This window comes from Bosea sp. Tri-49 (assembly GCF_003952665.1).
Taxonomy (GTDB): Bacteria; Pseudomonadota; Alphaproteobacteria; order Rhizobiales; family Beijerinckiaceae; genus Allobosea.
Genome location: NZ_CP017946.1, coordinates 1757092 through 1771058 on the forward strand (window position 1 = coordinate 1757092; position 13967 = coordinate 1771058).

Here is a 13967-nt window from a genome sequence, read left to right on the forward strand (position 1 = left end):
CCGGCGCCCGCAACGACGGATGCGCCGCTGACCAAGAAGACTGCCAAAGGGACAACCAACGGGAGGAAACGCATATGGATCAGCATCGCAGGTCTTCCTTGCTGAAACTCGCCGCGATGACGCTCGCCGCGATGACCAGCCTGCCGACGCTCGCACTAGCCCAGCAGAAAGAAGTTCGCTGGGGCCAGTGGAAAGGTACCGAGGTCGGCGAGAAGTTCATGGGCGAGCTCAAGGCCGCCTTCGAGAAGGACCATCCCGACATCAAGCTGACGCCGGTCGACTCGCCGTTCACCGGCTTCCACGACCGCGCCATCGTGCTGCACCAGGCCAAGAAGCTGCCGGACGTGCTGCTGGTCCAGGTCGACTGGGTGGCCGAGTTCGCCGATCTCGGCATGATCGAGCCGCTCGACACCCGTATCGCCAAGGAGCCGAAGGAGTTCTTCGAGAACATCCCGGTGACCTTCCACGCGAAGTGGAAGGGCAAGCAGTACTACCTGCCGATCGAGAGCGGCGCGGTGGCGCTGTTCTGGAACACCGACCTGTTCAAGGCCGCCGGCCTCTCCGGCCCGCCCAAGACCTGGGACGAGTTCGCCGAGTATTCGCGCAAGCTGACCAATCCCGACAAGCGCCAGTTCGCGGTCACCGGCACGCTCCAGGCCGAGCCGCCGACCAACATGACCTATGACATCTACCCGCTGCTGCTGCAGGGCGGTGCGACGATCATGGACCCGGCGACAAGCAAGGCCGTGTTCAACAGCTCCGAGGGCGTCGCCGCGATCGAGTGGTACATCGAGCGGATGAACAAGGACAAAGTCTCGGTGCCGGGCGTGCTGAGCAATGGCGAGAAGGAGAAGCGCGCCAACTTCGCCACGGGCAATGTCGCGATGATGTTCGAGGGGCCGTGGGGCGTCGCCATCCAGAAGCAGCTCAACCCGAACCTCAACTACGACATCGCGCCGCTGCCGAAGGGCAAGAGCACCGGCACCATGGTGCGCGGCTCGCTCAACACGATCAGCAGCCAGGCGCAGGACAAGGACGCTGCCTGGACCTTCATGCGCTGGCTCTCGGGGCCGAAGGGCATCGAGATGTGGGCGAAGGGCACCGGCGGCTTCCCGGCGCGCATCGACGTCTCGAACCAGGACTGGTTCAAGGAGCGCAAGCTCTTCCAGGCCTTCGTGACGCAGATGGCGCAGCCGAATGCGCAGTCTCCATTCCTGTCGATGCCCAACGCCGTGCAGATGAACAAGGTGATGAGCACCGAGATCCAGAACGCAGTGCAAGGCAAGAAGACCGCCAAGCAGGCGCTGGATGACGCCGCGGCCGAATGGAACAAGGTCCTCGCCGCCGCGAAATGACTGGCGGGCGTGATCGCCTGACATGACCGTTCCCGGCCGGATTTTGATCCGGCCGGCTCCTCCCCCTCGCGCAGGACCGGCCACCCGCAAGACGGCGCGGCCGGTTCGCAACGATCGGCGAGACATGCTGCTTACGCTCAAACGCAAATACCGCGAGGAACTGCTGGCCGCGTCCTTCCTGTGGCCGTCACTGCTGATCCTCGTCGCGCTGCTGATCTATCCGCTGATCGACGTGGTCCGCCTGAGCTTCCACGACAGCAACCTCCAGCGCGAGGTCTGGGTCGGCTTCGGCAACTACATCGCGCTTGCCAACGATCCGCTGTTCTGGCGCGCCTTCTGGCAGACCGTCGTCTTCACCTTCTTCAGTGTCCTGCTGCACCTGGCGATCGGGCTCGGCCTCGCGCTTTTGCTCAACATGAATCTCGACCCGGCCTTTCGCACCGTCGCGCGCGGCCTCCTGATCGTGCCCTGGCTGCTGGCGCCGACCGTCGCCGGCATGATCTGGGTGCTGATGCTGCAGCCTTTCGGCGTGCTCAACGGCCTGCTGGCCTCGCTCGGGATCATCGACACCAACTTCACCATCTCCTGGCTCGGCGATCCTTCGACGGCGCTCGGCTCGGTGACGGCGATGAACGTCTGGCGTGCCTTTCCCTTCTTCATGGTGATGCTGCTCGCCGGCCTGCAGGCGATCCCGAAGCAACTCTATGAGGCTGCCGAGATCGACGGCGCCTCGCTGTTCCGGCAGTTCTGGCACATCACCCTGCCGCAGCTGCGCAGCGTCATCACCACGATCGTGCTGCTCGACTCGATCTGGACCTTCCGTGCCTTCGACCCGGTCTATGTGATGACCGGCGGCGGGCCGGCGCATGGCTCGGAAGTCTTGGCGACGGCGATCTATTTCGACGGCTTCCAGAAGCTGAAATTCGGCTACGCCTCGGCCGAGGCCGTGGTCATGTTCATCGTGCTCTTCATCGTGAGCGCCATCTATGTCCGCCGAACCATGAGCAATCAGCAATGACTGTCGCCCTGCCCAGCGCCGCAGCGCATCCACGCCCCTATCTCGGCCGGATCGGCACGCGCGGCCGCGAGCGTTTGATCAACCTTGCCGCCTACCTCATGCTGCTGGTCGCGATCGCGATCGTCTTCTTTCCGCTCGCCTGGATGCTGACTGTCTCGGTGCGTCCGAATATCGAGGTGATGCGGATGCCGCCGGAATGGCTGCCGCAGGTGTTCACCCTGGAAGGCTATCGCAAGATCTTCGCGAGCCCGCGCTATCTCGTCGTCTTCGCCAACACGATGGTGGTCTCGCTGGTGGTGACCGCGCTCTCGCTGATCCTCGGGGCGATGGCGGCCTATGCATTGGCGCGCTTCAAGTTCGCCGGTCAGCGGGCGGTGCTGATGTTCCTGATCACCACGCAGATGTTCCCGCTGGTGCTGCTCTGCATCCCCTATTTCCGGATCTTCATCACGCTCGGGCTCTACGATACCCGGACCTCGCTGATCGTGGTCTACCTGACCTTCACCTTGCCCTTCTGCATCCTGATGCTGCGCAGCTACTTCATCAACATTCCCCGCGACATCGAGGAGGCAGCGATGGTCGATGGCTGCTCGCGGCTGGGCGCGATCTTCAGGACGCTGGTGCCGATGTCCTACCCCGCCTTCATCGGGGCCGGGCTCTACACCTTCCTGCTCGCCTGGAACGAGTTCCTGTTCGCGGTAGTGCTGATCGAATCCTGGGAGAACCGGGTGCTGACCATGGCGGTCTACAGCCTGATGGCCGAGTTCGTCACCGACTGGAACACCATGATGGCCTTCTCGGTGCTGGCGAGCCTGCCTCTGGTGATGGCCTTCATCTTCCTGCAGAAGTTCATGGTCCAGGGCATGACGGCGGGCGCGCTGACGTCGTAGAAGCAGCTCGCCAGCCATTCCAACCCGTCATGCTCGCCCTTGTGGCGAGCATCCACGTCTTGAACACCACACTGTCCGAAGAAGGACGTGGATGGTCGGGACAAGCCCGACCATGACGAGAAGGTTGCGGCTCTGAATTGGCAAATCAGACCGGCACGCCGAGCCCCGCCTTGACCCGATCCATCGCGACGAAGGTGCGGAACTTGCGGATATTGGCGTCGGCGAAGAAGAGCCGGCGGGTCAGCGCCTCATAGGCCGCCATGCTCGGCACCAGCACCACCAGCATGAAATCGACCTCGCCGGTAACGTAATAGCACTGCTGTACCTCGGGCGCGGCGAGGAAGGCGCGCTTGGCGGCGTCGATGTCCTTCGCGGTTTCGCTGACCAGCTCGATCTCGACGAAGATGGTGATCGGGTGGCCGAGCGCCGCCGGCTCGACGACCGCGACATTGGCCCGGATGACGCCGTCCTTCTCCATCCGGCGGATGCGGCGCTGCACGGCGGGGGCCGACAGGTTGACCTTTTCGCCGATCACCCGCTGCGGCGTGGTGTTGTCCTGCTGCAGGATGGCAAGGATCGCCCGGTCGAACGCGTCGAGGGCGGCAGCGGTCGGTTCGCTCAAGCGCAGCTCCATGAAACAAACTTGCAAGGCTGGCAGGGGATTGCAGCGCCTTTTTCGCGATGCTTGCAATATCTCTTCACCTGGACATTCCAATGAGGCAAGCCGTGCTCCTGCTCAACCAGCTCCCGGACTTCCGCCAGCCGCTCCATCCGACCGATGCGGAAACGCTCGGCCCGGCGGGAGCCGACGCGATCGAGCGGCACCTCGCAAGCCGAGCCGAGCATGTGCCGACGCCGCTGCGTGCCCTGCCCAGCCTCGCCGCGGAGCTCGGCATTGGAGCGCTACACCTCAAGGACGAAGGCCAGCGGCTCGGCCTCGGCAGCTTCAAGGCGCTGGGCGGCGCCTACGCCGTCACGCGACTTGTGCTGGAGGCGGCAACTGAGCGGCTCGGACGAACACTCGACGAAGCGGATCTGACCTCGCCCGAGGTTCGCGCGGTCGCGGCCGGGATGACCTTTGCCTGCGCCACCGACGGCAATCACGGCCGCTCGGTCGCGCAGGGCGCGCAACTCGTCGGCGCGCGCTCGGTGATCTTCATGCATGGCGGCGTCAGCGAGCCGCGAGCCGCGGCGATCGCCCGCTTCGGCGCCGAGATCGTGCGTGTCGACGGCACCTATGACGATTCCATCGTCGAAGCCGCCCGTGTCGCCAATGAGCACGGCTGGACGACTGTCTCCGACACCTCCTGGGACGGCTATGAGCGCATCCCCGGCCTCGTGATGCAGGGCTACACCGCGATCATCCGCGAGTCCCTTAGGCAGTTGCCGGAGCCGCCGACCCATGTCTTCGTCCAGGCGGGCGTTGGCGGCATCGCCGCAGCGATCTCGGCGCAGCTGTCGTTGGTGCTGGGCGAGAACCGGCCGACCTTCACCGTTGTCGATCCCGCCCGCGCCGCCTGCCTGTTCGAGAGCGCCCGCGCCGGGCGGCCGACCAAGATAGCCCATGGCGCGCCGACGGTGATGGCGATGCTGGAATGCTACGATCCCTCGCCGCTCGCCTGGCGCGTACTGTCGCGCACGGCAGATGCCTTCATGACGGTCGAAGACGAGATCGCGGTCGAGGCGATGAACCGGCTGGCGCGTCCGGCCGGCAGCGACCCGGCGATCGTCGCCGGCGAAAGCGGTGCGGCAGGCTTCGCCGGGCTGCTGGCGGCCCTGCGCGATCCTGAGGCGCGGGCAGCACTGAAACTCGACGCGTCCTCGCGCGTCTTCGCCGTCGTCACCGAGGGCGCAACCGATCCGGAGCGCTATGCCGAACTGGTCGGGCTGACACCCGCCGAAGTCGTCGGGAAGGCTGCGTGATGTCGGACAGACTGACCCTGCTCTACCAGAGCCACTCGCCCTATGCCCGCAAGGTGCTGGTCTGCGCTCATGAGCTCGGACTGGCGGACCGTCTCGATGTCGTCCACCACGAGACCAGCCCGACCAATCGCAACGACGCCGTCTTCGCCCAAAACCCGCTCGGCAAGGTGCCGGTGCTGCTGACGCCGGATACTGGGGCGCTCTTCGATTCCGTGGTGATCTGCGACTATCTCGACCGGCTCGCTGGCCAGGGCTCGCTGATCCCACGCGAGGGGCCAGCGCGCTACGCAGCCTTGCGCCTGCAGGCACTGGCGCAGGGCCTCTGCGATGCGGGGATTGCGGTGCGCTGGGATACCGAGCGCCGACCCGAGGCACTGCGCTACCCAGCGCTCGCGGCGGGCCAGACGACCAAACTGCTCGAGGCCTATGACTATCTGGAGGCGCAGACAGATCTCGACGGCCCGGTGACGGTCGGCCAGATCGGGCTGGCGACGGCGCTGGCCTGGCTTAGTTTTCGCAAGCTGCCGGATTTCCGCGCGCGGGCGCCTCGCCTTACCGGCTGGTACGACCGCTTCAACCAGCGCCCGTCGATGCGCGCCACGCCCTATGAGGGCGAGACGCACGACTGACCGTCAGCCCTCGGTCGGCACCATCGCAGCGACGACCAGATCGCTGGGGCGTTCACTCGCTCCCAGCCCCTCGGCAACGCCAAGACGGTCGGCCAGCGGCCGGTTCTGGCTCATCTTGCGCTTGCCTTCGAGCCGGGTGATCGGGATGCGCAGGCCAACGATGCCGCGTAGCTGCGCCTGCACGAAGGCTGGGGGCGCGTCATCGACGGCCCAGGGCTCGGCCTGGGTGCCCTCGTGCAGATTGGTGAGACGCGTCACGGCATCGAGCAGCCGCGCGGGTTCGTCGAAAAACTCGGCCGGGCCGTAGGCATGCACCGCCTGATAGTTCCAGGTCGGCACGACCTTGCCCGTCTCGCGCTTGGTCTCGTACCAGGACGGCGTGACATAGGCGTCGGGCCCGTCGAACAGGACCATGGCCTCGCCGATCGCCGCCTTCTGCCATTGCGGATTGGCGCGGGCGAGATGGCCGTGGAGCACACCGAACTCGCCCTCCTCCTCCGCCAGGATTAGCGGCAGCGGCGTCGCGAGCAGACCCTCGGCCGTGGCCGTGACGAGGGTGGCGAGCCGGCAGGCGCGCATCATCGCGTGGATCTCGGCGCGGTCGTCGACGCGGAAGGCCGGCGGCGTGTACATCGTAGCGTCTCCTTGCGGGCGCCGTCGTCATGCGGCTAATCTGGCCTGCATGAAACGACCAGTTTCAAGCATTCTGACTGGACCAGTCGAAAGCGAGAGTGGCGCCCAACGCCGGGTCATCGCAGCGATCAAGCGCGAGATCGCGGCCGGTGTCCATGCGCCCGGCTCACGCCTGCCATCGACGCGCGCGCTCGCGGCTGAATGGGGCCTGTCTCGCACCACCGTGACGGCGGCTTTCGAGCAATTGTCCGCCGAAGGCTATCTCGAAACCCGGCCCGGCGCGCGGGCTCGGGTCGCAGCCGGACTGGTGCAGCCGGAGCCGGCAGCCAGAGACGCTCCTTCGCCTCGCACGACCGAGCTCTCCGCCTATGGAACACGGCTGGCATCCGCCGCGCCCATACCGTGGAATCCACAGCCCTTCGCGCTGGACTTCCGCTATGGCGAGCTTGCCGGTAGCGACTTCCCGACGCTGGCCTGGCGGCGGGCGCTGGCGAACGCCGTTACAAGGCGGCCGGCGCGCCTGCGCTATGGCGATCCGCGCGGCCTGCCGGAATTGCGAGTGGCGCTGCAGGGCTATCTCTGGCGCGCTCGCGGGCTGCGGTGCGAGGCAGACGACATCCTCGTCGTCAACGGCTCGCAGCAGGGTTTCGACCTCTGCACAAGGTTGCTGCTCGATCCCGGCGACCGCGTCGTGATCGAGGACCCCGGCTATAATCTGGCTCGCCAGGCCTTCCTGACAGCTGGCGCGGAGCTTTCGCCGCAGCCGGTAGATCGCGAGGGCATGCACACCGCCGACCTTCAGCCGGCGCGGTTCGTCTTCGTCACGCCCTCGCACCAATTGCCGCTCGGCAGCATCCTGTCGGCGCCGCGCCGGCAGGAACTGCTCGCTTGGGCAACGCGCCATGGCGCCTTCGTCATCGAGGACGATTACGACGCCGAGTACCGTCATGGCGTCGGCCCGGTGCCGCCGCTGCGCTCGCTCGATCAGGTTGGCAGCGTGATCTATCTCGGCACCGTCTCGAAGACGCTCTCGCCGACCTTGCGGCTCGGCTATCTCGTCCTGCCACCGGCGCTGCGCGAGGTCTTCGCACGGGCGAAACGCATGGTCGACCGGCACACGCCCGAGCTCGAACAGGCCGCCTTGGCCGAGTTGATCGCGAGCGGCGCCTATGAGCGGCATGTGCGCCGCGTCCGGCGCCGCAATGGCGAGCGACGCACCGCCCTGCTGAAGGCACTGCGCGAGCGGCTGGGCGAGCGCGTCACCATCGCCGGCACCGATGCCGGGCTGCATGTCCTCGCCTGGATCAATGGGCTGCCGCAATCGCGCGAGGCGGAACTGACGGAGCGGGCCGCGGCCGCTTCGCTCGGCCTCTACGGCGTCAGCGGGCTCTATGACCAGCCGGACAATCCCGACCGCCGCGCCGGCCTCGTCATGGGCTATGCCGCACTCGACGAGGCGCAGATCATCGCCGGTGTCGAACGGCTGGATGGGTTGCTGCGGGACCTCGGCGCCTAGGCCTCAATCGCGATAGACCGGCTCCTCGGCGTCGAGCTGGCGGCGGATCGAAGCCAGGTGCAGCCGCGCCGATTCCGGGTCGCCCTCGCGCATCTGGCGGTAGGCCGCCTCGGCGATCTCCGGCTTCACCGGCAGCACCTGGCGGCCGGTCGAAAGTGCCAGTGTCTGCACCTCGCAGGCGCGTTCGAGATAATAGAGATCATCCCAGGCCTCGGCGATGTTCGGGCCGAGCACCATCACGCCATGATGCTTCATGAAGACGATGTCTGCCTCGCCGACCGCGCCGGCGATGCGATCGCCCTCGCGCTCGTCGAGGGCGAGGCCGTTATAGTCGCGGTCGAACGCCGTCCGGCCATAGAACTTCAGCGCCGTCTGACCGGCGAAAATCAAGGGGTCGCCCTCGGTCATCGAGAGCGCGGTCGCATAGGGCATGTGAGTGTGGAAGGCGACGCGGGCGCGCGGCAGGTTCTTGTGAACGCGGGCGTGGATATAGAAGGCGGTCGCTTCGGGCTGGCCCTCGCCAGCGACGACATTGCCGTGGAAGTCGCAGATCAGCAGCTTCGAGGCGGTGAGCTCGCGAAAAGCCCAGCCATAGGGATTGACGATGAAGAGGTCGTCATAGCCCGGCACCAGCGCCGAGAAATGGTTACAGATGCCCTCCTCGAAACCGTAGCGCGCCGCCATGCGGAAGCAGGCGGCGAGATCGCGCCGCGCCTCCCAAACCGCGTCGGAATCGAGGTTCGGCTGGTTCAGGCCGGCGGAGAATGCCGGCGCCGCGCCGGCCTTGAGGGAATGTGCCATGCACCTAGTCTAGGGCTGCATCGGCGCCGGGCAAGCGGGCCGCCCTGCGCCAGGCGAACAGGCCCGCGGTGACGGCCGCATAGCGGCTCTCAATAGACGTCGGCCTGATAGCGGCCGGCCTTCTTCAGCGCCGCGACATAGGCCACGGCATCATCGACCGAACGCCTGCCGTGCTCGGCGACGACGTCGACCATGGCGCGCTCGACATCCTTGGCCATGCGCTTGGCGTCACCGCAGACATAGAAGTGTGCACCTTGTTCGAGCCAGGCGAAGAGTTCGGCGCCGCGCTCGCGCATCCGGTCCTGGACGTAGATCTTGTCCTTGCCGTCGCGCGACCAGGCGAGGGTGAGGCCAGTGAGCAGACCTTCCTGTTTCAGCGCGTTGAGCTCGTCCTCGTAGAAGAAATCCGAGGCGCGGCGTTGGTGGCCGAAGAACAGCCAGTTCTTCCCCTTGGCACCAGTCGCCTTGCGGTCGTGCAGGAAGGCGCGGAACGGCGCAACGCCGGTGCCGGGACCGCACATGATCACCGGCGTCTCCGGATTCTCCGGCAGGCCGAAGCCATGGGCGCGCTGGACATAGACGGGGACCTTGTCGCCGGGCTGGACGCGCTCGCCCAGATAAGTCGAGGCGACGCCCCAGCGCGGACGCGAGCCGATCTTGTAGCGCACCGTGTCGACAGTGAGAGAGATGCGGCCGGGCGTGGCGTTGAACGAGGATGAGATCGAATAGAGGCGCGGCTGCAGCGGGTCGAGCGCCTCGACGAAGGCTTCCGGCGAGAGCCGCGCGCCGGAGAATTTGTGCAGCGTGCCAAGCACATCGAGCCGGTTGAGGTCACCGTCCGGATCCTCGCCGGCCGCGAGCCGCTTTGCCTTCTGGCGGGTCTCGCCGCCAGTGACATAGGAGATCAGCTGGAACAGCGCATCCGGCGCCGGCCCGAGCCCGCAATCGGCGAGCAGCTTTTCGCGCAGGCTCTTGCCGCCGACGTCGGCATCGGGCCGCGCGCCGAGCAGGGCGATGACGGCATCGACCAGCCGCAGATCGTTCTGCGCAACGATGCCGAAGGCGTCGCCGACGATGTAGTCGAGACCGCTCTCGGAGAGGTCGAACTCGACATGCCAGGTCTCCTTCTCGGAGCCTTCGCCATTGAGCTTGCGCCGCGACAGGAAAGTGGCGAGCGCTGGGTTCTCTCGGCTGCGCCCAATCGGACCGGCAGGCGCGCTGGGCGCGATCTCGGTGGGTGCGGCGGCCGGCGCGCCACCTTCTTCCATCAACGCCTTGAGCTGGCGCAGCGTCTCCTTGCCGCCGGGCGCGCAGAGATTGAGCCGGCCTTCCTTGCCGTCCGCGATCGCGGCCGAATAGGTCTCGCAGACATAGCCGCACTGGCCGCAATCCTGCTGCGCCATGGCGGCGAAGAGTTTTCGCGGCAGCGGCTTACCCTCGGCGAGCTGCATCCGCTCAGTGATCGCCATCGCCGGATCGTGCCAGGGCGCGCCGTCATCGGCCTCGCCCATCACCGCGGCATTCTCGGCCGGCGACAGCGCGGTGACGCCGGCATTGTCGAGCGAGAGCAGGCCGGCGAAGAAGCCGTTGAGCCAGGAGCGCTGCTCCTCGCTGAAGGGCGCCGTCTCGGGCAGGACCTGGACGAGCGGATTCGGCGCCTGGACGGTCATGCCGCCTCTCCCGTCTGCGCAACCAGCGCCTGAAGCGCTGCGATCTCATGGCGGCGGGCGAAGGCGACGAAGCTTTCATCGGGCGCGTCGCGATGGACCTGCCAGGTGCGCAGGATTGCCTCGACCAGGGCCGGCGCGTCCTCAGCCTTGACCTTCTCGCGGAAGGGCCGGGCCATGCCGCCATCGACGCCGTAGCCGCCGCCGACCAGGAGGTCGTAGCCCGGCACGGTGTCGCCCTCCTCGTTCACCGGCACCTTGGCGCCGATCAGGCCGAGATCGCCGATATAGTGCTGGGCGCAGGAATGGTGGCAGCCGGTCAGGTGGATGTTGACCGGCTGGTCCAGTACGATGCGCGGCTCGCAATGGGCGGCAATGGCGAGCGCATCTTCCTTGGTGTGGGCGGCGGCGAACTTGCAGCCGGTCGCGCCGGTGCAGGCGATCAGGCCGGCGCGCAATATCGAGGTCTCGGCCGAGAGGCCGCAGGCCTTCAGATTGGCGATGACGTCGTCGACCTTGGCATCGGGCACGCCGGAGATCAGCAGGTTCTGCCAGACGGTCAGGCGGATATCGCCATCGCCGCACTGTTGTGAAATGGCTGCGATCGTCCGCATCTGCTGAGCGGTGAGCTTGCCGACCGGCAACGCCACGCCGACCCAGTTCAGCCCGGGCTGGAGCTGGGCGTGCACGCCGATATGGGCGAGCCGGTCATAGACCGGGCGCGGCCTCACGAAGGCACCATCGACGCGGATCAGCCGGCGGCCGAGCCTCTCCTCGACGGCGGCAAGGAACTTGTCGAAACCCCAGGCATCGAGCACGTATTTCAGCCGCGCCTTCGCGCGGTTGGTGCGGTCGCCATTGGCGACGAAGACGCGCACGATCGCATCGGCGACGGCAACGGTGTCGCTCGGCGCGACGACGATGCCGGTGTCGCGGGCGAGGTCGTGATGGCCGGTGATGCCGCCGAGCGCCAGCCGATACCAGATGCCGGGCTCGACGGCAGCGCCCTCGAAGGAAGCGCCCTCGCCGATCTCGATCGCCTGGAAACCGATATCGTTGGTGTCCTCCAGCGTCGCGATCGAGCCGGCACCATCGAAGGCGACATTGAATTTGCGCGGCAGGCCGTAGAGCGAGCGGTCATTGAGGATGTGATGGTGCCAAGCGCGGGCATGCGGCCGCGTATCGAGCAGTTCAAGCGGGTCGATGCCGGCGGTGGCCGATCCCGTGACATTGCGGATGTTGTCGGCGCCGGAGCCCTTGGCGGTGAGGCCGAGATCGGCGAGGCCTTCCAGCAGCAGCGGCGCGTTCTCGGCGCTGATTTCGCGGACCTGCAGGTTGGCGCGGGTGGTGACGTGGCTGTAGGGACCGCAAAGTCGCTCGGCGAGATCGGCGACGCCCTCGAACTGCCAGGCTTTGAGGATGCCGTTCGGGATGCGCAGGCGGCACATGTAACTGTCCTGCGCCGGGGCGACATAGAACAGGCCGTGATAGCGCCAGCGAAAATTGTCCTCGGGCTTCGGATAAGTCCCCGACGAGGCCTGATCCTTGAAGCGGGCATAGGCGTCGAAGGGGTGCTCGGCCGCCTTCCACTTCTCCTGGTCGACGAGCTTGCCGCCCCCGGCGACTGTCTTGGCCTGCGCCTCGGCATGCTCCTTGTCGGGGCCGGACGGTGCAGCACTGCCCTGCCCGCCCGCGCCGCCGAGCGGCCCGAGGCCACGCGCAGCGCGAGCCGACTGCATGCCGCTCATGAAGCCTTCAAGGTAGCGCTTCTGATCAGGAGAGAAGTCGTTGCTCATGGGCGTTGCTGTCACGCCGCCTCAACGAAGCGGTGGCGCTCGTAGAGGAATTTCAGCACCGCCTCGCGCGCGGCGATGTAGGTGCGGTCGGAGACCAGATCTAGGCGCTTGCGCGGGCGCTCGAGACGCACGTCCAGCACCTCGCCGATGCGGGCGGAAGGGCCGTTGGTCATCATCACGATCCGGTCCGATAGCAACACGGCCTCGTCGACGTCATGGGTGATCATGATCATCGTGTTTCCGAGCGCGGCATGGATCTGCATGATCGAATCCTGCAGATGGGCGCGGGTCAGGGCGTCGAGCGCGCCGAAGGGCTCGTCGAGCAGCAGGATCTTCGGCTCCATCGAGAGGCCGCGGGCGATGCCGACGCGCTGCTTCATGCCGCCGGAGATCTCGGCCGGGCGCTTGTCCCTGGCATGAGCCATCTGGACAAGGTCGAGATTGTGCATGATCCAGTCATGCCGCTCGGCCTTGGACTTGACGCCGCGAAAGACCTTGTTCACGGCGAGCGCGACATTGTCGTAGACAGTCAGCCAGGGCAGCAGCGAGTGGTTCTGGAACACCACTGCCCGCTCCGGCCCGGGTGAGTTCACCTCCTTGCCCTCGAGCAGGACCGCGCCCGCACTCACCGGCGTCAGTCCGGCGACGATGTTGAGCAAGGTCGACTTGCCGCAGCCGGAATGGCCGATGACGGAGACGTACTCGCCCTTGTCGATGACGAGGTTGATGTCCTTCAGCACGTTGGTCGAAGCCGCGCCACGCTGGAAGGTCTTCTCGACATGGTCGATCTTGAGATAGGGAGTGCTCATGGTCCGGCTCCTCAGTTCACGACCGTGCCGCGGGTGACGATCGTGCCGACGAAGGCGACCAGCCGGTCGAGCACGAAGCCGACCACGCCGATATAGACGAGCGCCACGATGATGTCGGAGAGACGCGAGGAGTTCCACGCGTCCCAGATGAAGAAGCCGATGCCGACGCCGCCGGTGAGCATCTCGGCCGCAACGATGGCGAGCCAGGACAGGCCGACGCCGATCCGAAGGCCGGTGAAGATGTAGGGCGCCGCCGAGGGCACCATCACCTTGAAGAAGAACTCAACCTGGTTCAGCCGCAGCACCTGCGCGACATTGCGGTAGTCCTGCGGGATGTTGCGGATGCCGACCGCGGTGTTGATGATCACCGGCCAGATCGCGGTGATGAAGATCACGAAGATCGCCGAGGGCTGGCTGTCGCGAAAGGCGGCGAGCGAGAGCGGCAGCCAGGCCAGCGGCGGCACGGTGCGCAGCACCTGGAAGACCGGGTCCAAGCCCCGCATCGCCCAGACCGATTGGCCGACGAGCGCCCCCAGCAGGATGCCGACGATCGCAGCGAGGCCGAAGCCGATGGCGACGCGCTGGAGCGAAACCAGGATGCGCCAGCCGAGCCCGATATCCTGCGAGCCGGCCCAGAAGAATGGCTCGGTGATCAGGTCCTTTGCTTCGGTCCAGATTTTCGTTGGCGGCGGCAGCGAGGATTGCGGTCCGGAGGCGGCGATCTGCCAGAACAGCAAGATCAGCGCGACCGTGATCAGCGGCGGCACCAGATTGACGAGCACCGACTTTGCCAGCGGCGCAAATCTCTCGCGCAGCGGCTTTCCGGTCGCGTGCGGCAGCGCCACCACTTCGGCGCCGCTTGCCGGCAAGACAATGACCTCTGCCCCCGTGCTCGCCGATTTCAAGGCAGCCTGACCCATTGCGTCACTC

The 13967-nt window shown here is 66.6% G+C and carries 13 protein-coding genes; 6 read left to right on the forward strand and 7 right to left on the reverse strand.

The window, feature by feature from the left end; translation table 11 throughout:
* The first annotated feature begins 74 nt into the window (after positions 1-74).
* The 3 genes from BLM15_RS08665 (at position 75) to BLM15_RS08675 (ending at position 3263) form a co-directional block, all read left to right on the forward strand.
* Positions 75-1355, forward strand: coding sequence for an ABC transporter substrate-binding protein (locus BLM15_RS08665; protein WP_126112230.1), 1281 nt, complete (start codon positions 75-77; stop codon positions 1353-1355).
* A 124-nt stretch (positions 1356-1479) separates the two neighbouring features.
* Positions 1480-2373 carry a carbohydrate ABC transporter permease gene (locus tag BLM15_RS08670; RefSeq protein WP_164547444.1) on the forward strand — a complete coding sequence of 298 codons (894 nt, stop codon included), beginning with the start codon at positions 1480-1482 and terminating at the stop codon, positions 2371-2373.
* A complete protein-coding gene (locus BLM15_RS08675; protein ID WP_126112234.1) occupies positions 2370-3263 on the forward strand; it encodes a carbohydrate ABC transporter permease in 894 nt (297 codons plus the stop codon). Before BLM15_RS08670 ends, BLM15_RS08675 begins: the two co-directional genes overlap by 4 nt.
* Before the next feature lie 145 nt (positions 3264-3408).
* Here BLM15_RS08675 and BLM15_RS08680 read toward each other — a convergent pair whose 3' ends face one another.
* A complete protein-coding gene (locus BLM15_RS08680; protein WP_442859436.1) occupies positions 3409-3885 on the reverse strand; it encodes an Lrp/AsnC family transcriptional regulator in 477 nt (158 codons plus the stop codon).
* Between the two features lie 104 nt (positions 3886-3989).
* Here BLM15_RS08680 and BLM15_RS08685 point away from each other — a divergent pair, with 104 nt between their 5' ends.
* Positions 3990-5186, forward strand: coding sequence for a diaminopropionate ammonia-lyase (locus BLM15_RS08685; protein ID WP_126116115.1), 1197 nt, complete (start codon positions 3990-3992; stop codon positions 5184-5186).
* An 11-nt stretch (positions 5187-5197) separates the two neighbouring features.
* Positions 5198-5815, forward strand: coding sequence for a glutathione S-transferase family protein (locus BLM15_RS08690; protein ID WP_126116116.1), 618 nt, complete (start codon positions 5198-5200; stop codon positions 5813-5815).
* Positions 5816-5818: 3 nt separating this feature from the next.
* On the opposite strand, the gene BLM15_RS08695 is transcribed toward BLM15_RS08690, so the two are convergent.
* Complete coding sequence (locus BLM15_RS08695) at positions 5819-6448, reverse strand: FMN-binding negative transcriptional regulator (RefSeq protein ID WP_126112238.1); 630 nt, start codon at positions 6446-6448, stop codon at positions 5819-5821.
* A gap of 49 nt (positions 6449-6497) precedes the next feature.
* Between BLM15_RS08695 and pdxR the strand changes: the two genes are divergently transcribed.
* A complete protein-coding gene (pdxR, locus tag BLM15_RS08700) occupies positions 6498-7964 on the forward strand; it encodes a MocR-like pyridoxine biosynthesis transcription factor PdxR (protein WP_126112240.1) in 1467 nt (488 codons plus the stop codon).
* Positions 7965-7967: 3 nt separating this feature from the next.
* Here the strand turns inward: pdxR and BLM15_RS08705 are convergent, their stop codons facing one another.
* The 5 genes from BLM15_RS08705 to ntrB form a co-directional block, all read right to left on the reverse strand.
* A complete protein-coding gene (locus BLM15_RS08705) occupies positions 7968-8765 on the reverse strand; it encodes an aldolase (protein ID WP_126112242.1) in 798 nt (265 codons plus the stop codon).
* Between the two features lie 89 nt (positions 8766-8854).
* Positions 8855-10435, reverse strand: a complete 1581-nt coding sequence (locus BLM15_RS08710; RefSeq protein ID WP_126112244.1) for a sulfite reductase subunit alpha — start codon at positions 10433-10435, stop codon at positions 8855-8857.
* On the reverse strand, positions 10432-12228 hold the full coding sequence (locus BLM15_RS08715; protein WP_126112246.1) for a NirA family protein: 1797 nt from the start codon (positions 12226-12228) through the stop codon (positions 10432-10434). The genes BLM15_RS08710 and BLM15_RS08715 overlap by 4 nt, the downstream gene beginning before the upstream one ends.
* A gap of 11 nt (positions 12229-12239) precedes the next feature.
* Positions 12240-13037 carry an ABC transporter ATP-binding protein gene (locus BLM15_RS08720; RefSeq protein WP_126112248.1) on the reverse strand — a complete coding sequence of 266 codons (798 nt, stop codon included), beginning with the start codon at positions 13035-13037 and terminating at the stop codon, positions 12240-12242.
* Between the two features lie 11 nt (positions 13038-13048).
* On the reverse strand, positions 13049-13957 hold the full coding sequence (gene ntrB, locus BLM15_RS08725; protein WP_126112250.1) for a nitrate ABC transporter permease: 909 nt from the start codon (positions 13955-13957) through the stop codon (positions 13049-13051).
* Positions 13958-13967: the final 10 nt, after the last annotated feature.